Below are 20,461 nucleotides of genomic sequence, written 5' to 3'. Positions count from 1 at the left end.
AGCAACTTTAGCCCGTCGATAAGCGTCATACTCAGTCGAAACTTGCGGGCGGCACATGGTCGCCCACGTCGCGCAGCAGCCCCCAAGCGGTGAGCTCCGCGTAGAGCGGATCGCGCGGCATGAGCGCGTGGTAGGGCGCGTAGCCGTCGTACCACTGCCCGGAGTCGATGTTTGCCACGTCCGCCCCCGGCGCGGCCTGAAGCATCGACGCGGACGCCGGCGTGACCACGGTGTCCGCCGGCGAGTAAATGGAGGTGTACACGATTCCCGGCACGGTGTCCGGGCCGCTCGCGAACTCGCGCAACCAGGCAGAACCTGCGAGCTGCTGCGCCGCCCCCGGGGCGAGCAGTGCGGTGAGGTGCGGGTGCTTCGAGGCGATCTCGCCCATCCGTCCGGCTAGCCCGCGGAAGTCGGTGCCGTGGAAGTTGCCGCCCATCGCCACCACGCGCCGCACTTTCGCCGCGCCCCCGCGCGAGATGAACAGCTTGGTCATCAGCGCGCCTTGCGAGTGCGCCACAATATCCACCTGCTCCGCGCCGGTTTTCCGCAGTACGCGGTCCACGTGTTCCTCCACGTCGCCGACGATGGAGTTGAGGTCGCCGGTGCCGAAGAACCCCGGCGCAATCATGTCGCCGTAGTCGTACCCCCACACCCAAAACCCCTGCTCGCGCAGCCTATGTGCGTTCATCTCAAACGCCGCGGTGCGGGAGTTAATACCGTGTATGTATATCACCGGCGTGGGGTGCTCGGGCTGAAAATTCCGGTCGTTGAACGGCATCGCCGGCCGGTTTTGCAGCCCGCGCACCGCCCCGTACCCGGCCGCCAGTGTCATCATCGCGCTGCTCAGTTTCATTCTTCTGAGCATATTGCTTATCGACGTCCTCCGGCCCCCACTTGCAGTAGACCAAGCGGTCTGTTATTGTTCTGAGCGGATCACGAAGTCCGACGGCCCCGCCGCAACGGGGCAAAGCCTCCCGGCTCGTCGGCTGGCAACCGCGCATATCGCGCACGGTGCCCCCGGGAGAAGATCCGCCGGCACGCGCAACCGCCGCGCCGGAAGTGCGATTCTCAAAGGAGATCAACCATGTCTTCCGACATGCCAGAAATGTCCACCCCGTCCATCTTCGCCAACGACTGGGTCCCCGCAACCCTGGGCAGCGTCAACATCACCACCGTCACCTTCACCCTCGACGGCACCGATGAGACCGTCACCGCGGAATTCCCGTCGGCCATGGAGGCGTTCGACTTTGTCGGCCGCACCGGTCCAAAGTTCGAGTACTCCGCCATCGAAGGTGCAATCCGCGACCAAAACGGCACCGTAGTCCCGCTGCCGGAACCCGCTGAGCGCATCCCGTGCGGACACGACCAGTGCGATCTGGTGGCCGACGGTCACAAAGGGCACTGGATCCCGGTGTTGCGCGCCGCCAACGGCCCCAAGGAGGATTGGCTGCCCATCACCATCATCGAACACGACGGCAACAAGCTGATCTTTTCCGTCGAAGACGGCGTGTACACCTGTTACCACCACAACCCCGAGCGTTTGGCCAACGCGGTTGACTACAACCGCGAGTGGCCCGTGTTGCGCGGCGAGTTTAACGGCCACGGCTACCCGGTGAGCGTGGTGTCCTCGAAGCCGATCGGACCGTGCAGCCACGCATAATGCTTTTCGACGACCTCCCGGACCCCAACGCTTTCCTCGTCGCTACCCGCAATTTCCAAAACGGGCGCTACTTCACCGTGAACGTGGGGCAGCTCTTGCTCGCGTTTCGGTTCCCGAATTCGAAGGAGGCGCTGCAGTGCATCCGCCGCGTGGGCTTCATCTTCGAGTATTCGCCGGGGCGCAACGTGTTTCGAAACTGCTCAGGCGACCTGCTTCCCACCCCGCCGGTGTGGGTGGCGCGGCGCTACGTGGACGCGGACGAGTGTGAAGTTGAAGGTGTACGGCCCTGAGGTGCCGTGGAAAATCCGCTACTTCTTATAGGCCCGCGGGCACGCCCCCTGAGAAGAAAAGAGAGCCGGCGACGAGAATCGAACTCGCACTCTCAGCTTGGGAAGCTGATGTTCTACCACTAAACTACGCCGGCAGCTCTGACAACTTTAGCACCACGGAATCGTGGCCCAAAACAGGGAAGTACACTCTGATTCGTGTTGCTTTCAGATCACGACATCCGCGATGCCATTGACTCCGGCCACCTCGGTATCGACCCATTCGACGCCGAGCTTATTCAGCCGAGTTCGATCGATGTGCGCATTGACAAGTTCTTCCGCGTTTTCAACAACTCGAAGTACACGCACATCGACCCGAAGCAGGAGATGCCGGATCTGACCACGCTCGTTGAGGTGCCGGACGGCGACGCGTTTGTCTTGCACCCCGGCGAGTTCGTGCTCGCCTCCACCCTCGAGTGCTTCACGCTGCCCGCGGACCTGGCGGGCCGTCTCGAGGGTAAGTCCTCCCTGGGGCGCCTGGGTCTGCTCACGCACTCCACCGCAGGCTTCATCGACCCAGGTTTTTCCGGCCACATCACCTTGGAACTGTCCAACGTGGCCAACCTGCCCATCGTCCTATGGCCGGGCATGAAGGTCGGCCAGCTCGCGCTGTTCAACATGACCTCGCCCGCGGACACCCCGTACGGCTCCGGCAAGCTCGGCTCGAAATACCAGGGCCAGCGCGGCCCCACCCCATCGAAGGCGTACCTGAACTTCCGGTAGGGGCTTTTGCTTATCGACGAGCCAAAGGCCCGCCCCGCTCAGTACTCTGACAAACGCAAGTATTCACGGCCCTGAGAAGTGAGTTCGAGCGTGAGCGGACGCTTGGATGCGGATTGGATTAGGCCCTCCGCCTCCAGGCGTTCTGCTGCGGGGCGGACGGTGTTCCAAGAGCGCCCCATTGCTGAAACTGCTTCTTTGAGGGGGAAGGGGAGATCCGGACTAAAAAGAAATGCCTGCGCGGCTAAGAAAAGTAAGTCGCGTTCGTATTCGTCTCGATTTACCGAGGATAAAACCTCCTGCAAACTATGTAACTGGGAATGCTTTTGATCCAGTGATGTCTCCAAGTCATTCTGAGCATCGATCAGCATCTCGAGAATGGCTTTGAGGAAGAAAGTTCCCTCCCCGTAGTTCATCGCGTTTTCCGTCTCTACGAAAGCCGCGTAGTACTTCTTCCTCTGGAGCGAGAACTGGTGAGAGAGGGACATCGAGGTCGGTGGAGAAAGGACCTCGAGGGCCTTGAATGCGAGAAGAAAGCGTCCCATACGGCCGTTACCGTCGTAAAACGGGTGAGTGTACTCAAACATGAAGTGGCCGACGAGCGCGTTGATAAGGACATGGGTTTCATCTTGTTGGGTGTCTAGGAACGTCCGCATGCGCTCTTCAATGTTGTCTTCGCCGAGGGGAGCTTTGTGAACTCCCTTCATGCCATCGTGAATCTCTACTGTTCCTGCTCGGAACAATTGCCCGTCGGGACGATCCGCTTCATCGATTTCTTTCGCAAGTAACTTGTCGTATTCAGCGCGGAGGGATGCGGGAGTCCGCGGGAACTCTGGTCGATCATTAGGGTTAAGCAGCGACTCGTAGAAGGCAACCATTTCGCGAAAACGCTTATGCGGTCCGGTTGAGGGGCGGGTTAGAGCTTCCGCAATTTCTTGACGGGTCGAATGCACGCCCTCAATCTGATTGGTCGCTTTGATTTCCTCAATGAGCAGGCCAGTCAGGTAGTGGCTACCTGCTACGCCTGGGAGCGTGGACCACTTGTGGGAAATTCGGAGGTCCGTCCTCCAGACCTGCTCCAAAAGCGACTGAATCTCTGCAGTTAGTACCGCGAAAAGTTGATGTTTGCCTACTGTGAAGTCCCAATGAAGCGCAGCTGGGGATGAAAATCGGGAGATGTACTCCGCCTCTGCAGCCCGTTGGCCGTCTGGGGATTTGTGAAACACTGTCTTCAGGTTTTTGTAGTTGTCCATTTCCAGAGCGTCCTTTACGGGTCAGAATCTTCAATTCTGGAATTTTAGCGAAATCTCCATCTATCTATTTTGCAAAAAATACGATTTTGAAAAATAGAGCCCGCGAGGAGCATATGAATTTCCGCTGCTACAAATATGCACACATTGCTCACCCTGCCGAGCCCGCCGGTCCACGGCATAATGGCCTGTTATGCGGATGACTGTGATTGGCACTGGTTACCTCGGGGCGACGCACGCTGCGTGCATGGCTGAACTCGGCCACGAGGTGCTGGGGGTAGACGTTGACGAAACCAAGATCGAGGCGCTGAAGAACTCCAAGGTGCCGTTCTACGAGCCGGGCTTGCCCGAGGTGCTCGAGCGCAACATCGAAGCAGGCCGACTTGGCTTTACGACGAGCTACGCCGAGGCCGCCGCGTTCGCGAACGTGCACTTCATCGGTGTGGGCACCCCGCAGCAGCGCGGCTCCTACGCGGCGGACACCCGCTACGTCGAAGCCGTCATCGACGATCTGGTGCCCCAGCTCGAAGGCGAGCACCTGATCCTGGGTAAGTCCACCGTCCCGGTCGGCACTGCCGCCGCCCTGCAGGAGCGCGCCGACACACTCGCCGCCGAGCACGGCAACAAAGCCAGCGTCGAGATCGCGTGGAACCCGGAGTTCCTCCGCGAAGGCTACGCGGTCAAAGACACCATCGAGCCGGACCGGATCGTGCTAGGCCACCGCGCCGAGAACTCCCGCGCGGAGGAGATCGCCCGCGAGATCTACGCCACCCCGCTGGAAAACGACACCCCGTTCATCGTGACGGATTTGCAGACCGCGGAGCTGGTGAAAGTCTCCGCCAACGCCTTTTTGGCCACGAAGATCTCGTTTATCAACGCCGTAAGTGAGGTGTGTGAGAACGTCGGCGCGGACGTGACCCAGCTTGCGGACGCCATCGGCTACGACGACCGCATCGGCCGCAAGTTCCTCGGCGCCGGCCTGGGCTTCGGCGGCGGGTGCCTGCCCAAGGACATCCGCGCGTTCATGGCGCGCGCCGGCGAGGTCGGAGCCGACCAGGCGCTGACCTTCCTCCGCGAGGTGGACGCGATCAACATGCGTCGCCGCCAGCGCGTGATCGACCTGGCGCGCGAGGAGCTCGGCAGCGTTATCGGCCGCAACATCACCGTGCTCGGTGCCGCGTTCAAGCCGAACTCGGACGACGTGCGCGACTCGCCCGCGCTCGCCGTGGCCGGCCAGCTCTCGCTCGCCGGAGCAAGCGTGCGCGTCTACGACCCGCAGGGCATGGACAACGCCCGCAAGGTGTTCCCCACCCTCGACTACGCCGTCAGCCTCGAAGACGCCCTGCGCGGCGCGGAGCTGGTCATCCTCGCCACCGAATGGCAAGAGTTCAAGGAGATGGATCCGCAGTGGGCGGCGGAGCTCGTCGACAAGCAATTGCTTATCGACGGACGAAACGTCCTCGACGCCCAGCAGTGGCAGCAGGCGGGCTGGCAAATGCGCGCACTGGGGCGAAGCCTCTAGGTGCTCCACCACCCGTTACGGGGAGGTCGTCGCAAAGCCATAGCCCCGTGAACTGCGAAGACGGACGCGAAGCTCGCTAGCGCGCGTCCGTCTTAGTATGTGGACACTCATAAGGCATGATGGTGCGCATGTCGAAGGAGAAGCGAGGAACATTCGCCAAGGGCGCCCTTGGCGCAGCAGCAGCGGCGCTGGGTGGTGTCGCCATTCACGACCTCACGCAGACCAAATACCCGGTTCTGCGAAACTACCCCGTGCTGGGGCACATGCGCTACCTGCTCACGGACATCGGTCCGGAGCTGCGCCAGTACTTCATCGAACGCGATTGGGACGGCCGTCCCTTCAACCGCGACCAGCGCAACGCCATCTACGAGCGCGCGAAGGGTAAGCAGAGTGAGACGTCGTTCGGCACCGTCCAGGACGTCTACGACTCCAACCACGAGCACCTCGTGCACTCCATCGCCCCGGTGGAGGAGCCTGCCGAGCCGCCCCGTGCGCTCGTGGGCGGCAAGGACTGCACCAAGCCGTACTCAATCTCCATGCTGAACGTGTCCTCGATGAGTTTCGGCTCGCTGTCCAAGAACGCCGTGCGCTCTCTGAATAAGGGTGCGGCCATGGGCGGGTTCGCGCACAACACCGGCGAGGGCGGCATCTCCCCGTACCACCAGGAAAACGGCGGCGACCTGGTCTGGCAAATGGGTACCGGCTACTTCGGCGCCCGCACCGAGGACGGCGACTTCGACCCAGCCAAGTTCCGCGACAAGGCCCAGGACGACCAGGTCAAGATGGTGGAGCTGAAGCTCAGCCAGGGTGCCAAGCCCGGCATCGGCGGCGTGCTGCCGGCGGACAAGATCACCAAGGAAGTCTCCGAGATCCGTGGCGTGCCCATGGGCGTGGACTGCATTAGCCCGGCCGCGCACCGCGTGTTCAGCACCCCAGTCGAGCTCATCGAGTTCATTGCCGAGATGCGCGAGCTGTCCGGCGGCAAGCCGGCGGGGTTCAAGATGTGTGTCAGCAGCCGCCGGGAAGTGCTCGCCATTTGCAAAGCTATCCGCGCTGTCGGCACCGCGCCCGACTTCATCGTGGTGGACGGCTCCGAAGGCGGCACCGGCGCCGCGCCCATCGACTTCGAGGACCACATGGGCATGCCGCTGACCCACGGCCTGATGCTGATGCACAACGCGCTCGTGGGCACCGGGCTCCGCGACCAGATCAAGATCGGCGCCTCCGGCAAAGTCGCGGGCGGCTCCGACATCGTCATGCGCATGATCCAGGGCGCGGACTACACCAACTCCGCCCGCGCCATGATGATGGCCACCGGCTGCATCCAGGCTCAGCGCTGCCACACCGGCGAGTGCCCCTCTGGCGTGGCCACCCAGGACCCGCGCCGCAACCGCGCAGTTGTGGTGGAGGACAAATCCAAGGCGGTCTACAACTTCCAGAAGACCACCGTCAACACCGCCGTGCGCCTCATGGCGTCCATGGGTGTCTCCGACCCGTCCGAGCTCACCCCGCACATGCTGCGCCGCAGCGTCTCGCCGACCGAGTCGCGCTCCTACGCCTCGATCTACGAGTGGCTGCGCCCGGGGCAACTGCTTGAAGACGCCCCTTCGATCTGGGCCCCCGACTGGAAGGCCGCCTCCCCGGACACTTTCCGCCCGGTGGCTTAACGCTACGCGGTGCTGCTTCCCTGGTGGCACGCACGCTTTTCCGAGGACAACCGTGGATCGTCTAGCAGGCGGGCAAATCTGCTAGACGATCCGTCTTTTATTGGCAATTAGGGTCAACATCACCTGGGGAAACGCTGACGCCGAACAGTGATCGTCTAGCAGTGGACGAGTGGTTGCTAGACGATGGCGCCGGTCAACGGCTTATTTGATTTTCTTGACAGTTACGCTGGGGCCACCGTACTTTCAAAGGGAATCATGTTGCCGAGGAAAGGAGTAGGCCGTGCTCACGTTTCGTGTTTCTGCGTAACACGAACAAGAAAGTCGAATGAGCATGCCTATTTCACTGAACAACGTTTCTCTCGAATGGCCGAACGGTGCGAGCTGTTTTACGGGAATTAGTGCCGTATTTTCAAGTGGTCTTACTTGTCTGATCGGTGATAATGGATCCGGAAAAACATCGCTGATCAAGATCATTCTTGGTGAACTTGAACCGACTAGAGGTTCGGTTGAATCCCCTGCGAATATTGGGTATCTCCCACAAGATCTGGCATTGAAATCAGATGCAACTGTGGCCGATGTTTTCGGGGCTTCTGAAATCCTGAAGGCTATTGAGGCAGTAGAAGCAGGGGATTTTGATCCGAAATTGTACGAAATAATCGGCGACCGTTGGGATGCGGCCGCTGATGTCACTGCCGCATTGTCCGCCCATGGTCTCGACTTGGACTTGAGCAGAACCATGGAAACTCTCTCCGGTGGTGAAACTGTCCGAGTCGCCATTGCCGCCATTCTGCAGGGTAACCCAGATTTTATTGTTCTGGATGAGCCCACTAACAATCTCGACGGCGATGCGAAAGCTCAGCTGATTGAGCTCCTCGCCTCGACCCCGGTTCCATCACTCGTTGTCAGCCACGACCGAGATCTACTGGAGTCTGCGACTGAAATCGCGGAGCTGCGCAACGGAAAACTGCGAGTGTTTCCCGGCAATTTCTCCGCTTACCTAGAAGCGCTGGCGCGGGAACAGGAAGCAGCGATGCGTGAGGTTCGGGACACGAAATCGAATCATCGCAAGCAATTGAGGGAACGCGAGGCAATGCAAACTCGTATTGACCGCGATGCGCGTCGTGGCAGGAAGTTTGCTGCCTCAAAACGCAAGCCCGGCATGGCGATGGGCTTGGATAAAGACAGATCCGAAAAGACTGCCGCACGGAGGGGATCAGCTCACACAGATGCCGTCGATAGCGCATGGGCCGCATACAACCAAGCAAAGGAAAAGGTTCGGGACGACCGGGGCGTTTTTATCGATTTACCTGGAACCGAGCTCGCAAACAGCACGCGCGTCTTGGACATTCCCGGCCTCGCAATGGTCGGGCCAGAGCGGGTGCGAGTTACGGGGCCGAACGGCAGTGGCAAGACCACCTTGCTCAATTCTATCGCCAGACATGAGGCAGGCTACGTCATCGAAGGAGCTGGCTACCTACGTCAACGACTGACATTTCCCCCAGAGAAGACAGTTCTGGAATTGGTAACGGAGGCGAACCCTGAGGTAGGTCCGCAGTACATTCGTGACCGGCTTGCACAGCTGCTGTTCCAAAACGATACGGTGCACGCGCGGGTAAACGAGTTGTCGGGTGGAGAGAAATTTCGAGTTGAGCTCGCCCGCATCTTGCTTTCCAAGCCTGCACCGAGGCTGCTACTTCTCGACGAACCCACTAACAACATCGACATTGCGACAGTGGATTGGCTCGTTTCAACCTTGGAGGCTTACGAAGGTGCCATCATTCTGGTCAGCCACGACGAGAACTTTTGCGGGCGAGTGGGACTCACCCGCGAAATCCCGGTCGAAATCCTGCGAGGGGCGGCAGCGCCCTAGTGCTGGTGGTAGTCCACCAGGAAGTTGCCCAGGCGCTCGATGGCGTTTTCCAACTGCGACGCCCACGGCAGCGTGACCACGCGGAAGTGGTCCGGGGTGGGGTAGTTGAAGCCGGTGCCTTGGACCATGAGGATCTTTTCGGATTTGAGCAGGTCCAGCATGAACCTTTCGTCGTCGTGGATGTTGTACATCTCCGCGTCGATCTTGGGGAAGCAGTACAGCGCACCCTTCGGTTCCACCACGGACACACCGGGGATCTCGCGGAGCTTCCGCACTGCGACGTCGCGCTGCTTGTGCAGGCGCCCGCCCTCAGCGGTGAGCTCGTAGATGGACTGCCGGCCACCCAGAGCCACCTGGATGGCGTGCTGGCCGGGTACGTTTGCGCACAGGCGCGTGCCCGACAGCAGATTCAGGCCCTCGATGAAGCCCTTGGCGCGGCGCTTCGGGCCCGTGATAACCATCCAGCCGGCGCGGTAGCCGCACACCCGGTACGCCTTGGACAGGCCGTTGAAGGTGATGCACACAAGATCCGGCGCGATTTCTGCCATGGAGATGTGCGAAGCTCCGTCGTAAAGCACGCGATCGTAGATCTCGTCGGAAAGCACCATGAGCTCGTGTTCGCGCGCGATGTCGGCGATGCCTTCGAGCACCTCGCGCGAGTACACGGCGCCGGTTGGGTTGTTGGGGTTGATCACCACGATGGCTTTGGTGCGGTCGGTGACTTTCTCCCGGATGTCCTCGAGCGAGGGGTTCCAATCGTCCTCTTCGTCGCACATGTAGTGCACGACTTTGCCGCCGGCGAGCGTGGACGCGGCGGTCCACAGCGGGTAGTCGGGGGCGGGGATCAGGATTTCGTCGCCGTCGTTGAGCAGCGCCTGGGTGGTCATGCTGATCAGCTCGGACACGCCGTTGCCCAGGTAGACGTCGTCGATGTCGAAGGGTGGGAAGCCGTCGATCATCTCGTAGCGCGTGACCACCGCGCGGCGGGCGGAGGTGATGCCCTTGGAGGTGGTGTAGCCCTGGGAGGTGGGCAGGTTGGCAATCATGTCGCGCATGATCACGTCCGGCGCCTCGAAACCGAAAACCGCGGGGTTGCCGGTGTTGAGTTTCAGGATGGTGTGGCCGTCGCGCTCCATCTTCTCCGCGGTGGCGGTCACCGGCCCGCGGATGTCGTAAAAGACGTTCTTCAGCTTGTCCGCTTGGTCGAAATGACGGTGCTTTTGCAGTGGCTCACTCATGCCACTCCACTGTAGGCCTCTTTACTGTTTGCGGAAGCGGTTTATCGTGTTTTGTGCGACATCGAGCGCGTCCGAGGTCAGCTGGTTGAACTGGTCTTTGCGCTGCACCCGCATCATGGCCTGCTGGTGTGCCTTCGCGGATTCGATTTCCAGCTGGCGGCGTTTGATTTCCTGGCGGCGCTGCTGCTCCAGCTGCCGCAGGGTGGGGGTGTACCAGGAGTCCGGGCCCACCTTCATCACGTACAGCAGGATGAACAGGGTGGGGATGAGCAGGAGAAAAATCGGGTGGAGCGCGGTGAGCCCGAACGCGCCCACCGTGCCCAGCCAAAACACGCCCGCGCGCATGCGCTTGCCGGAGCGCCGCGCCTGCATGATCTCGCGGCCGCTGTAAAACACGTCGCCCGGGTGCACTTCTTGCCTATCGACGGCGCCCCCGGCCTGCTGCTGCGGCGGCAAATCCCCGAGAATCGGTTCCAGGTCGGCGTGGACCTGCGCCTCGGCAACTTGCCGGCAGCGGTCGTCGAACTCGCCCATGTTGAGCCGGCCCTCGCCGAGTGCGCGGCCGAGGGTGTCCATGGCGTCCATCCGCTCCTGGTCGCCGATTCTGAAGTTGCCGTATGGGGTGCTCACGCCGCATATAGTAACGCCCCGGACGGCTGTCGTGCACGTCCGGGGCGGCGCTTGCGCGTGCGGTTAGTTGTCCTCGCGGGAGCCGTCGCGGGCCTCGTTGCGTGGCAGGTTGCCGTCGTTCCAGCGAGCGTTGTCCTCGTGGTTCTCGGCTTCCTCGACGGTGCGCACACCCTCGCCCAGCGGGAGAGTGTCCATGTTCTGGTTCGGGGTGTCCGCGGCGTCCTGGCCGGCAGCGGTCTTCTCAGTCTCGATGTTGGTGTACAGGCCTTCGTTTTCGGTAGTCATGCGCTTGATCCTACCTACTGCCAGCGCTCGTCAGCGCCGGTTTCGCGGTCTTCGTAGCGCTTCTTCGCCTTGTCGTACTCGTCTTCCTGCAGCTGGTAGAAGTACACGCGCGGCAGCACGGCCTCAACCTTGTCCAGGTAGGTAGTGACGAACTCGTTGACGTCGTCGCGCTTTGCGGAGTCCTCGTTGACGTAGATGAACAGCGGGCGCGACAGCGGGTAGTTGCCGCTCTTTGCTTCATCGACGCTCGGTGCCACGCCGTCGACAAGCACATTGTCGATGCGGTTGCGTGTCGGATCCTCGGTGGCCAGGTAGTTGCCGATGCCCATGAAGCTCAAGCCGTTGACGTCCTCGGAGACCCACTTGGACAGCTCCTGGATGTCGTCGGTGGACTCGTAGTCGTCGCGGATCTCGTCGCCGTCGAGCACGAGCTGCTCGAACACGCCCAGGGTGCCTGAGCCGTCCGGGCGGCCGTAGAGAGTGATTTCCTCGTCCGGCCAGGACGGGTCGATGTCCGACCACTTGGTCACGGAAGAGTCCTTCGCCCAGATGTCGTGCAGCTGCTGGATGGACAGGTCCTGGGCCCAGTCGTTGTCGCGGTGCTTGACTAGCGTGATGGCGTCCAAAGCGATGGGCAGCTCGATGAAGTTCACGCCGGCATCGGCGCACTGCTTCTGGTAGTCCACGTCCGCGCCGGCACCGGGGATGGCCACGGAGGCGTCGTTGATGTCGGCGTCGCCGGCGCAGAACACCTCGAAGCCGTCGGTGGAGCCGACCGCGTCGATGTCCACGTCGAAGTCGTAGCGGTTGGCCATGTAGCTGGTGATCGGCTCGACGGTGGAGGAGCCGGTGACCTTGATGGCGTCCTCGCCCGGGGCGGTGTCGTTGCCGCAGCCGACGGCAAGGGCAGCGACGGCGGCCAAAGCAGCAGCCGCGGTGAGTTGTTTACGCATTACCCTTGCCTTCCCGCATCTCGTTGCGCAGCTCGCGCAGCAGCTTGAACAGGTTGCTCCAGGAGCCCTTGGAGTTTGCCCAGTACTCGGGGAAGTGCTTCAGCTCTTCCTCCTGTTCCGGGGTGACGTTGGGGTTGATCTTGCGGTGGGCGCGGGCCTGTTCGCCCTCCAGCTTGTCGCGGTTGCCCAGGCGGGCCTCGAGCTCGCTTCGCAGCTCGTCTGCGGTCTCCTCCAGCTCGCGCAGTAGTGCGTGCAGCTCGGCATCGGGGGCTTCGCGGTTAATCAGGTCCTGCGCCAGCGGGGTCAGGTCGGGGGTCTCGCCCGGGGTGTTTTCAGTGTTGGTCGGGTTCTCGGGAGTAGTCATTTTGGAGGCTCCTTAGGAGAGTGCGTTGGAGATGAACACGGCCAGAATCGGGATGATGAAGAACACGCCGCCGATCCACACGAAGACGTAGAGCTTGTTCTTCGTTGCCATGGCTGCGAGCCAGTCGGAGCCCTTCGGCGGGAGCTTGCGCAAGAACGGGACGCCCAGGATCAGGATCGCGGCGAAGGTGTTGAACAGGGTGTGTACCAGGGCACCCGCCATCGCGGCCTCAGCTTCGGTGCCGGAGGCAGAGAACGCGGCGATCAGGCCGGTGACGGTGGTGCCGATGTTGGCGCCGACCACGAACGGGAACAGGGTGCGCACCTTGAATTTGCCGGACGCGGCCAGCGGCACGGTCAGAGCGGTGGTGGTGGAGGAGGACTGCACCAGGGTGGTGATGGCGGCACCCGAAAGCACGCCCATGAACGCGTTCTTGCCCAGGGCCGCGTAGAGGATGTCCTGGGCCTTGCCCACCAGCAGCGCGTTGAGGATGTTGCCGATGAACTGGATGGAAAACAGGATCAGCGCGATGCCCAGCACGGCCAGGACCACGCCGCCCCAGACGTCGCCCAGCGGCTCGACCAGGCTGCTGGCGAGGCCGACCAGCGGCTCGGTGATCATGTCGATGAAGTCGCCGATGGACTCGAAGATGCCGGAGACCACGCCCTCGCCGGAGCCGGACAGCGACGGCGCAATCGCCGTCGCGGTCTTACCCAAGAAACCGGTGATCATCTCCAGCGGGAAGAAGATCAGGATGGCGATCAGGTTGAAGAAGTCGTGCACGGTGGCCATGGAGAAGCCCTGCTGGAACTGCTTCTTGTTACCTGCCAGACCAAGCGCCACCAGGGTGGAGGTCACGGAGGTGCCCATGTTCGCGCCGAAAAGCATCGGAATCGCGATGTTCAGCGGCAGGCCGCCGGCGATCATGCCCACCACGATCGAGGTGGTGGTGGAGGAGGACTGAATGATCGCGGTGGCCACGATGCCGATGGCCAGGCCCACAAACGGGTTCTCGGCGAAGGAGAACAGCTCCTCGGCGCGGTCGCCGGCGATGCCCTTGAAGCCGTCGCCGATCATGCCCACGCCGTTGAGTAGGATCCAGATGCCGATGATCACGGCGATCCAGTTGGCGATCTCCTTGGCCTTGCCGTCGAGCGGGAGGAAGCCGAGCGGGTCCTTGCGCTCGCTGTCGTCGTCGACGTCGAGGTCCTCGAGGTTTTTGTTCTCGTCTTCTTCGGTGCGGCCGGTGTTGTCGGCCGTGACGACGGAGGATCCGCCGGTTTCTTCACGTTTCATGGTTTCCCAATCAGTCAGCTGACATAGGTTCGCCCGCCAGCGTATGGCCGCCGCGTTAATAGAACGGTGTCCGCAAGGTGAACATTTGGGAAACGTGTGAATTTGCTGTGGGTTACTCGCTGAACTGGGATTGGTGCAGGCGCCAGTACGCACCTTGCTTTGCGACGAGCTCCGCATGCGAACCTTGCTCCACTATGCGTCCGTCTTCCATCACCACGATCACGTCCGCATCCCGGATGGTGGACAGGCGGTGCGCGATGACAAACGAGGTGCGGTTGGACCGCAGCGCGTGCATGGCCTGCTGCACCATGACCTCGGTGCGGGTGTCCACCGACGAGGTCGCCTCGTCCAGGATCAGAAGCGCCGGCTGCGACAGGAACGCGCGCGCAATCGTGATCAGCTGGCGCTCGCCAGCGGAGACGGATCCGCCGTCCTGGTCGACTTCCGTGTCGTAGCCGTCCGGCAGCGAGCGCACGAAGCGGTCCACGTAGGTGGCCTTCGCCGCCTCGATGACCTCCTCGTCGGTGGCGTCCAAGCGCCCGTAGCGGATGTTGTCCATGATCGTGCCCTTGAACAGCACCGCGTCTTGCAGCACCATGCCGATCTGGCCGCGCAGGTCCTCGCGGGAGTACTCCCGGATGTCCGTGCCGTCGAGGGTGATCGCGCCGGAATCGACGTCGTAGAAGCGCATGATCAGGTTCACCAGCGTGGTCTTGCCGGCGCCGGTGGGGCCGACGATCGCGGCGGTCTGCCCCGGCTCCACCCGCAGGTGCAAATCACGGATAAGGGGCTCATCGGTGTAGGAGAATGACACGTCGCGGAACTCCACCAGGCCCTCGGCGCGGCCGTCCATGCGGGCCTTGGTGCTGTCTGCGGGTTCTACTTCAGCGTCGAGAAGCTCGAAGACTCGCTCCGCGGAAGCCACACCGGATTGGAGCATCTGCATCATGCCGGCGATCTCGCCGAGCGGCTGGTTGAACTGGCGGGAGTACTGGATGAACGCGGTGGCGTCGCCGAGCGTGAGCTTGCCCGAAGCGACCTTCACCCCGCCGAGCACCGCGATGGCCACGTACGACAGGTACGAGATGAACTGCATGGTCGGGTGCATCGAGTTGGCCAAAAACTGCGCCTTCTGTGCCGCGCCCGCGAGCTCGTTGTTGCGCTCGTCGAAGGTGCGGCGCAGCTCGTCGGTGCGGCCGAAGATGACGGCCACGTCGTGGCCGGAGAAGGATTCCTCCACGTGCCCGTTGACGTCGCCCGTGGCCTTCCACTGGGTGGTGAACTGTTTCTGACTGCGCGTGCCCACCAAACCCATGACCAGGCCGGTCAGCGGGATGGCCAGCAGCGCCACCAGGGCCAGCTGCCAGGAGATGGCGAACATCATCACCAGGATGCCCACCACCGTCAGGATCGCGTTGAACAGCGAGGACAGGGACTGCTGCAGGGCCTGCTGCACGTTGTCCACGTCGTTGGTGGTGCGGCTCATCACGTCGCCGCGCTGGCGGGTGTCAAAGTAGCGCAGCGGCAGGGCGTTGATCTTCGCCTCCACCCGCTCGCGCAGGTTGAACACCGCGCGCATGGTCAGCTTGTTCAAAATCGCGCCCTGCGCCCACATCAGCAGCGACGCCGCGAAGTAGAGCACCAGGACCGCAACGATGAGCTTGCCAAGCCGGTCGAAGTCGATGCCGCTACCGGGAGTCAGCTCCATCGCCGAGGCCATGTCAGCGAAGCGGTCCTGGCCCGCGGCGCGTAGCCCCTCCACCGCCTGCTCCTTGGTGGTGCCCGGCGGCATGTGCTTGGACATCACGCCGGAGAAGATCACGTCCATGGCCCGGCCCATCACGCGCGGGGCGTACACGGCCAGCACCACCGACACGGCGTTCATGACAAACACCGCCGTCAGCGCCAGCTTGTACGGGGCGAGCAACCCCAGCAGGCGCTTCGCGGACGGCCAGAACTGCTTGGCCTTGCGCGGCGCCTTGTTGGAGTAGTCGTCGCCGGCCATCTTCTCTTCGTACTCGGCGAGCTGGTCGTCTGTCAGCCCGGATTCGTGCTGGTTGCTCATGCGTCCACCTCCGCCTGACTCGCCGCGATCTCCCGGTACGTTTCGCTGGTCTCCAGCAGCTCGTCGTGGGTGCCGCGCGCGACGATGCGCCCGGCCTCCAGCACCAGAATCTGGTCTGCGTGCCTGATCGAGGACACTTTCTGCGCCACCACGATCACGGTGCGCTCCTGCACGATCTCGCGCATCGCCGCGTTCAGGTTCGCCTCGGTGGTCGCGTCCAGCGCGCTAAACGAGTCGTCGAAGACGTACACCTTCGGATCCGCCACAAACATCCGCGCGATGCACAGGCGCTGGCGCTGCCCACCGGAGACGTTGGTGCCGCCCTGGGAGATCGGCATGTTCAAATCGTCCACGAATTCTGCCTGCGCGGTCCGCAGCGCCGCCCACAGCTCGTCATCTGTGGCGTCCGGGTTGCCCATGCGCAGGTTTGACGCCACCGTGCCGGAGAACAGCCACGGCTTCTGCGGCACCATCGCGACGGCCTTGACCAGTTCCTGGCGCGGGATGCGGGTGACCGGATGGCCGTCGATAAGCACCTGTCCTGAAGTCGGGGAGTACAGCCTGGGCAGCAGACCGGCGAGCGTGGTCTTGCCGCTGCCCGTCGAGCCGATGATCGCGGTCGTGGTCCCCGGGCGGGCCTCGAACGAAATGCCCTCCAGCACCGGCTTTTCCGCGCCCGGGTAGGTGTAGGAGACATCCTCGAAGCGCACGTTGCCTTTGCCTATCGACGCCCCTTCGGCCACCGACGCCTTCACCTCATGCCCGAGCACCTCCTCGATGCGATCCGCGCAAACAATCGCGCGCGGCAGCATCATCAGCATGAACACGCCCATCATCACCGCCATGAGGATCTGCATCAGGTACTGCATGAACGCGGTGAGTGAGCCGACCTCCACCAGGCCCTCGTCCACGCGGTGACCGCCGAACCAGAGCACCGCGGCCGTGGCGAGGTTCAGAATGAGCATGATCACCGGGAACATGGTCACGAACACCCTGCCGATGTTCAGGCTCAGCCTGGTGATGTCGTGGTTCGCTTCGGTGAACCGTTCGGCCTCGTAGTCCTCGCGGCCGAACGCGCGCACCACGCGGATACCCGCGATCTGCTCGCGCAACAGACCGTTGATCGCGTCGAGCCTCTTCTGCATGCGCTTGAACAGCGGCATCAGGATCGCCGCGGTGATGCCCACCACGACGGCCAGGACGATGACCGCCGCGACCACCAGCCACGACATGCCCGCGTCCTGGCGCAGCGCCATGATGATGCCGCCGATGGCCATGATGGGTGCTGCGACCATGAAGTTCATGAACAGCAGGAACGTCATCTGCACCTGCTGGACGTCGTTCGTGCCGCGCGTGACCATCGTGGCGGCGCCGAAGCGGGCCATGTCCTCGCTGTCGAAATCGGACACCCGGTTGTACACGGCGGCCCTGATGTCGCGGCCGGTGTCCATGGCCACTTGGGAGGCGAACCACACCGCCGCGATCGCCGCCGCGACCTGCACCAGCGCCACCACCAGCATGGTGCGGCCGGTGCGCCAGATGTACGGCACGTCCGCCTGGGCGACGCCGTTGTTGATGATGTCCGCGTTCAAGTCCGGCAAGTACAGCGTGGCCAGGGTGGTGACCAGCTGCAGCGCGATGACCAGCGCGATCTTGCCGGCGTAGGGTTTGCCGAAGCGCGCGGTAAGACGGATGAGATCCACGTATGCCCCTTCTTCTCGTTGCCCGGGGCAATCCTAGACTTCTGTCGCATCGCACACGGCTCGAGCGTGGGCACGGTGCCGTCCGGGCGCGTCTGCCCGGGCGCCTAACCGTTGTAGTGCTCAGGGAGGCCGTTTTTGCCGTACGACAGGCGACGGTGCAGCCATTCGAACGGCCCCGGCCTGCCAGCCCTCTCAAGTGCCCACGCACCAGCTACCGTGGCCAGCCAGATAAGCACCGCCCAGCCAAGCTTTCCGGAGATTGCTGCGTCGCGGGTCGCCCACCAGAACGCGGGCTGGGTTGTCAGGATGAAGAGGATCGTTTGCGCAAGGTAGCCGCTCATGGAACGTTTCCCCAGCGCCACGAGCGGTTGGGCTAGGTGCGGGAGGGAGCCGGAGGCGTTGATACGCGATTGCAACGGCCGGCACGCGAGGGAGATGGCAGCGAGGATGCCGGGGCCGGTGAGCATGCCGACGAGCTCGTTGGTGGCATTGAGCCCTGTAGCCCACCTGGGTTCGAGCGCGCCGATTTCCGCGCAGCCCCACGGGATGCCGACGGCCGCGATAACTACGGCTGCAAGAATCGCCCACCCGCGGAGCATCCGGGAGTTGCCGTCGACGTCGCCGAAGATACCGCGGCGGCCCCAGACGAACCCGACCACGACAAGCGGGAAGAAGGCGAGCATCTCGATCACGCCCATTGCCGGGTACACCCAGAAGTTGGTCAGGCCCGCGGCTATGCGGTCGCTGAGGTCGACGATGCGCGCGGGGCTGCCGTCTATTGGTTCCGCTGTCGACGAAAACGCGGCGAATACGCCAGGTGCCCGAAGTACCGCGTTCAGGGCGAACGCAGCACCTGCGAGGGCGTAGAGGGCCTTGTCGCTCCACCCGATGAACAAGCACAGGATGAGTGCCGCGATGCCGTAGGCCGTCATGATGTCGTTGGTGAAAAACAGCGTCTTATGCACCAGACCGAACAGAAACAGGAACCCGTAGCGGCGCGCGAGCACCATGCGCCGGGCGCGCAGCGGGTAGCCGCGCCGCTCGAGGCTGACAAAGATCATGCCGACGCCAACACCGAGCAGGGTGGCAAACATGGGCAAACCGCGCACGTGCACGAAGAGCGTCTCGAAGAAGACGAGCAGCTTCTCCAACACGGTGCCGTCACCGTTGTAGCCGCCGAGGCCCGCCGCGTGGTCGGCGCCCTCGGCAGGGTCCCAGTCAGTGACCATGTTGGCCATCGCGATGCCGACGAGAGCGAACCCGCGGGCGAGGTCGGGGGCCACGAACCGCTGGCGGGCCGCAGTGCGCTCACCGGTGTGTGTTGTGGTCCCTGTCGCGGTCACTTCACTGCCCTCCGCTGCACGGCAGCGTACGCGGCGGCGGCAAGGACCGCGACCCAGACCGCAAGAGTGACCACGCCGGCCGTGCCGTTCCCGGCCGCGCCGCCCGGCAGGAGCTTCTCCAGGGCCGCGGCCCACGGCTGGTTGATCGCGCCGAGGGCAGTCTCCACAATGAGCGACTCTACGACCCAGACGAAGAAGGACGCGGTGCCCGAACCGAGCAGTACGGCTGTCAGGGCCGCGAGGAGCGGGTACGCGATCCACAGCTCGGCCTGGCCGCGCACCATATCTGCGCTGTCGGCGCCTTCCAGAGCGACGCTGTCGACAAACACGTGCGCGCCGCCGAGCCCGATCGCCGAGGCGGCAAATGCCGTCAGTATGCAGGCGAGAGCTGCGATTCCGACGCGACATGCGAGCTCCCAACCGCGGTGGTTCGACGCGAGGTAGGCGTAGCCGATCGTGCCGCGCGAGTGCGCGCTGCCGGCGGGGAAAGCGCCCGCGGCGAACGCCACAGGGAGCATCAAAGCGGCCGGGATGAGCAGCATTGCAGGGTCTGCGGTGCTTGTACCGTTGGGGCCGAGGAGCATCGCGACGGCCATGGGCCCGAGAATGAGGGCGGCCGCGACAAACGCGAGCAGGATGCGCGTCGCGGGGCGGGAAAAGACTTCCCGAAGCGTTGCTTTCAGTGTGTGCATGGAAAACCTCCTACGTCCTATTTCGTCGACTCCAGGAACACTTCTTCGAGGCTTCGGCGGGATTCCTGGAGGGAGTACACCGTCACCCCGGCGCGCTGGGCGGCCTCGCCGACGTCTCGGGCGGTGGCGTCGTCGACGACAACGGAGTCGCCGATGACCTGGCCGCCGACGGCCTCAGCCAGCCGCGCCGGGTCGCTGCAGGTCGCCTCAACCCGGTTGGAGCCCAGGAAGTCCTCGAGCGGGCCCTCACCGGCGAGGCGGCCGCGGTTGATCACCACAAGGCGGTCCGCAGTGAGCTGCATCTCGCTCATCAGGTGCGAAGAGACGACTACCGCACGACCCTCGGCGGCCATCTCGCGGATGCGCCCCCGCATCCAGGCCACGCCCTGCGGGTCGAGGCCGTTGACCGGCTCGTCCAGGATGACGTTGGATGGGTCCGCGATCAGCGCGCTGGCCACGCCGAGGCGCTGTCGCATGCCGAGGGAGTAGTTTTTCACTTCCCGTTTTGCCGCCTCCGCGAGCCCGAACGCCTCGAGCGCTTCGTCGGCGCGGGATTCCGGCACGCCGGCGTAGTCGGCGACCATCTTCAGGTGGCCGCGCCCAGTCATGTGTGGGGCGATCCATTCCGGGTTGAGCAGTGCCCCGACGGCGCGTGCGGGCTGGTCGAGGGATCGGAAAGTGGAGCCGTCGATAAGCGCCTCGCCCTCGTCTGGGGTTTCTAGCCCGACGATCATGCGCATGGTCGTGGACTTGCCGGAGCCGTTCGGGCCCAAGAAGCCTGTGACGTCGCCGTCCGGCGCGGTGAACGACAGCGCGTTGACGGCGGTGGAGCTTGAATATCGTTTGGTCAGGTTGTGAACTTCGATCATGGTTCCCA

At 63.3% G+C, this 20,461-nt stretch carries 19 protein-coding genes, 1 tRNA gene and 1 riboswitch; of the genes, 6 read left to right on the top strand and 14 right to left on the bottom strand.

Going from position 1 to position 20,461, the window contains the following annotated elements; all coding sequences use genetic code 11:
* Positions 1 to 31 precede the first annotated feature (31 nt).
* A complete protein-coding gene (locus CAFEL_RS10055; protein ID WP_228496441.1) occupies positions 32 to 853 on the bottom strand; it encodes a serine aminopeptidase domain-containing protein in 822 nt (273 codons plus the stop codon).
* A 78-nt stretch (positions 854 to 931) separates the two neighbouring features.
* Positions 932 to 1,068: riboswitch (SAM riboswitch) on the top strand.
* Positions 1,069 to 1,084: 16 nt separating this feature from the next.
* Here CAFEL_RS10055 and CAFEL_RS10050 point away from each other — a divergent pair.
* Positions 1,085 to 1,660, top strand: a complete 576-nt coding sequence (locus CAFEL_RS10050) for a hypothetical protein (RefSeq protein ID WP_194560587.1) — start codon at positions 1,085 to 1,087, stop codon at positions 1,658 to 1,660.
* Positions 1,645 to 1,950, top strand: coding sequence for a hypothetical protein (locus CAFEL_RS10045; protein WP_194560588.1), 306 nt, complete (start codon positions 1,645 to 1,647; stop codon positions 1,948 to 1,950). The genes CAFEL_RS10050 and CAFEL_RS10045 overlap by 16 nt, the downstream gene beginning before the upstream one ends.
* 63 nt (positions 1,951 to 2,013) lie before the next feature.
* On the opposite strand, the gene CAFEL_RS10040 is transcribed toward CAFEL_RS10045, so the two are convergent.
* Positions 2,014 to 2,084: transfer RNA gene (locus CAFEL_RS10040), tRNA-Gly, on the bottom strand.
* 61 nt (positions 2,085 to 2,145) lie between these two features.
* Here CAFEL_RS10040 and dcd point away from each other — a divergent pair.
* Complete coding sequence (dcd, locus tag CAFEL_RS10035) at positions 2,146 to 2,709, top strand: dCTP deaminase (RefSeq protein ID WP_194560589.1); 564 nt, start codon at positions 2,146 to 2,148, stop codon at positions 2,707 to 2,709.
* A gap of 38 nt (positions 2,710 to 2,747) precedes the next feature.
* Here dcd and CAFEL_RS10030 read toward each other — a convergent pair whose 3' ends face one another.
* On the bottom strand, positions 2,748 to 3,959 hold the full coding sequence (locus tag CAFEL_RS10030) for a Fic family protein (RefSeq protein WP_194560590.1): 1,212 nt from the start codon (positions 3,957 to 3,959) through the stop codon (positions 2,748 to 2,750).
* A 190-nt stretch (positions 3,960 to 4,149) separates the two neighbouring features.
* On the opposite strand from CAFEL_RS10030, the gene CAFEL_RS10025 reads away from it, so the two are divergent.
* From CAFEL_RS10025 to CAFEL_RS10015, 3 genes are all read left to right on the top strand, one after another.
* The gene (locus CAFEL_RS10025) at positions 4,150 to 5,478 is read left to right on the top strand and encodes a UDP-glucose dehydrogenase family protein (protein WP_228496442.1); all 1,329 of its coding nucleotides are present in this window, start codon (positions 4,150 to 4,152) and stop codon (positions 5,476 to 5,478) included.
* A gap of 116 nt (positions 5,479 to 5,594) precedes the next feature.
* Complete coding sequence (locus tag CAFEL_RS10020) at positions 5,595 to 7,145, top strand: FMN-binding glutamate synthase family protein (protein WP_194560591.1); 1,551 nt, start codon at positions 5,595 to 5,597, stop codon at positions 7,143 to 7,145.
* Between the two features lie 331 nt (positions 7,146 to 7,476).
* Positions 7,477 to 9,015, top strand: coding sequence for an ABC-F family ATP-binding cassette domain-containing protein (locus tag CAFEL_RS10015; RefSeq protein WP_194560592.1), 1,539 nt, complete (start codon positions 7,477 to 7,479; stop codon positions 9,013 to 9,015).
* On the opposite strand, the gene CAFEL_RS10010 is transcribed toward CAFEL_RS10015, so the two are convergent.
* The 11 genes from CAFEL_RS10010 to CAFEL_RS09960 form a co-directional block, all read right to left on the bottom strand.
* Complete coding sequence (locus CAFEL_RS10010; protein ID WP_194560593.1) at positions 9,012 to 10,253, bottom strand: pyridoxal phosphate-dependent aminotransferase; 1,242 nt, start codon at positions 10,251 to 10,253, stop codon at positions 9,012 to 9,014. The genes CAFEL_RS10015 and CAFEL_RS10010 overlap by 4 nt on opposite strands.
* A 21-nt stretch (positions 10,254 to 10,274) precedes the next feature.
* On the bottom strand, positions 10,275 to 10,883 hold the full coding sequence (locus tag CAFEL_RS10005) for a DUF1707 SHOCT-like domain-containing protein (RefSeq protein ID WP_194560594.1): 609 nt from the start codon (positions 10,881 to 10,883) through the stop codon (positions 10,275 to 10,277).
* A 63-nt stretch (positions 10,884 to 10,946) separates the two neighbouring features.
* Positions 10,947 to 11,168, bottom strand: coding sequence for a hypothetical protein (locus tag CAFEL_RS10000; protein ID WP_194560595.1), 222 nt, complete (start codon positions 11,166 to 11,168; stop codon positions 10,947 to 10,949).
* A gap of 14 nt (positions 11,169 to 11,182) precedes the next feature.
* A complete protein-coding gene (locus tag CAFEL_RS09995) occupies positions 11,183 to 12,121 on the bottom strand; it encodes a substrate-binding domain-containing protein (RefSeq protein WP_194560596.1) in 939 nt (312 codons plus the stop codon).
* Positions 12,114 to 12,485: a hypothetical protein gene (locus CAFEL_RS09990; RefSeq protein ID WP_194560597.1), complete on the bottom strand. Its 372-nt coding sequence runs from the start codon at positions 12,483 to 12,485 to the stop codon at positions 12,114 to 12,116. The genes CAFEL_RS09995 and CAFEL_RS09990 overlap by 8 nt, the downstream gene beginning before the upstream one ends.
* Before the next feature lie 12 nt (positions 12,486 to 12,497).
* Positions 12,498 to 13,781 (bottom strand): Na/Pi symporter, encoded by a 1,284-nt coding sequence (locus tag CAFEL_RS09985; RefSeq protein ID WP_194560598.1) that lies wholly within the window; start codon positions 13,779 to 13,781, stop codon positions 12,498 to 12,500.
* 112 nt (positions 13,782 to 13,893) lie between these two features.
* A complete protein-coding gene (locus CAFEL_RS09980; RefSeq protein ID WP_194560599.1) occupies positions 13,894 to 15,846 on the bottom strand; it encodes an ABC transporter ATP-binding protein in 1,953 nt (650 codons plus the stop codon).
* Entirely contained in the window at positions 15,843 to 17,549 is a 1,707-nt protein-coding gene (locus CAFEL_RS09975; protein ID WP_194560600.1) for an ABC transporter ATP-binding protein, read from the bottom strand. The genes CAFEL_RS09980 and CAFEL_RS09975 overlap by 4 nt, the downstream gene beginning before the upstream one ends.
* Before the next feature lie 104 nt (positions 17,550 to 17,653).
* Positions 17,654 to 18,892 carry a DUF418 domain-containing protein gene (locus CAFEL_RS09970; RefSeq protein WP_194560601.1) on the bottom strand — a complete coding sequence of 413 codons (1,239 nt, stop codon included), beginning with the start codon at positions 18,890 to 18,892 and terminating at the stop codon, positions 17,654 to 17,656.
* On the bottom strand, positions 18,889 to 19,584 hold the full coding sequence (locus CAFEL_RS09965) for a hypothetical protein (protein ID WP_194560602.1): 696 nt from the start codon (positions 19,582 to 19,584) through the stop codon (positions 18,889 to 18,891). Before CAFEL_RS09965 ends, CAFEL_RS09970 begins: the two co-directional genes overlap by 4 nt.
* 17 nt (positions 19,585 to 19,601) lie before the next feature.
* Entirely contained in the window at positions 19,602 to 20,453 is an 852-nt protein-coding gene (locus CAFEL_RS09960; RefSeq protein WP_194560603.1) for an ATP-binding cassette domain-containing protein, read from the bottom strand.
* Between the last annotated feature and the right edge of the window lie 8 nt (positions 20,454 to 20,461).

This window comes from Corynebacterium afermentans subsp. lipophilum (assembly GCF_030408375.1).
Taxonomy (GTDB): domain Bacteria; phylum Actinomycetota; class Actinomycetes; order Mycobacteriales; family Mycobacteriaceae; genus Corynebacterium; species Corynebacterium lipophilum.
Note: the sequence above shows the minus strand (reverse complement) of the source record. Positions and strands in the feature narration are given on the sequence as shown.

Bases quoted from the DNA above. Each gene is read 5' to 3' on its own strand.
- CAFEL_RS09980 (WP_194560599.1), bottom strand. From the start codon at position 15,846: ATGAGCAACCAGCACGAATCCGGGCTGACAGACGACCAGCTCGCCGAG.
- CAFEL_RS10020 (WP_194560591.1), top strand. From the start codon at position 5,595: ATGATGGTGCGCATGTCGAAGGAGAAGCGAGGAACATTCGCCAAGGGC.
- CAFEL_RS10025 (WP_228496442.1), top strand. From the start codon at position 4,150: ATGCGGATGACTGTGATTGGCACTGGTTACCTCGGGGCGACGCACGCT.
- CAFEL_RS09990 (WP_194560597.1), bottom strand. From the start codon at position 12,485: ATGACTACTCCCGAGAACCCGACCAACACTGAAAACACCCCGGGCGAG.
- CAFEL_RS10015 (WP_194560592.1), top strand. From the start codon at position 7,477: ATGCCTATTTCACTGAACAACGTTTCTCTCGAATGGCCGAACGGTGCG.
- CAFEL_RS10030 (WP_194560590.1), bottom strand. From the start codon at position 3,959: ATGGACAACTACAAAAACCTGAAGACAGTGTTTCACAAATCCCCAGAC.
- CAFEL_RS10050 (WP_194560587.1), top strand. From the start codon at position 1,085: ATGTCTTCCGACATGCCAGAAATGTCCACCCCGTCCATCTTCGCCAAC.
- CAFEL_RS09965 (WP_194560602.1), bottom strand. From the start codon at position 19,584: ATGCACACACTGAAAGCAACGCTTCGGGAAGTCTTTTCCCGCCCCGCG.
- CAFEL_RS09985 (WP_194560598.1), bottom strand. From the start codon at position 13,781: ATGAAACGTGAAGAAACCGGCGGATCCTCCGTCGTCACGGCCGACAAC.
- CAFEL_RS09995 (WP_194560596.1), bottom strand. From the start codon at position 12,121: ATGCGTAAACAACTCACCGCGGCTGCTGCTTTGGCCGCCGTCGCTGCC.
- CAFEL_RS10000 (WP_194560595.1), bottom strand. From the start codon at position 11,168: ATGACTACCGAAAACGAAGGCCTGTACACCAACATCGAGACTGAGAAG.
- CAFEL_RS09960 (WP_194560603.1), bottom strand. From the start codon at position 20,453: ATGATCGAAGTTCACAACCTGACCAAACGATATTCAAGCTCCACCGCC.
- CAFEL_RS10055 (WP_228496441.1), bottom strand. From the start codon at position 853: ATGAAACTGAGCAGCGCGATGATGACACTGGCGGCCGGGTACGGGGCG.
- CAFEL_RS10010 (WP_194560593.1), bottom strand. From the start codon at position 10,253: ATGAGTGAGCCACTGCAAAAGCACCGTCATTTCGACCAAGCGGACAAG.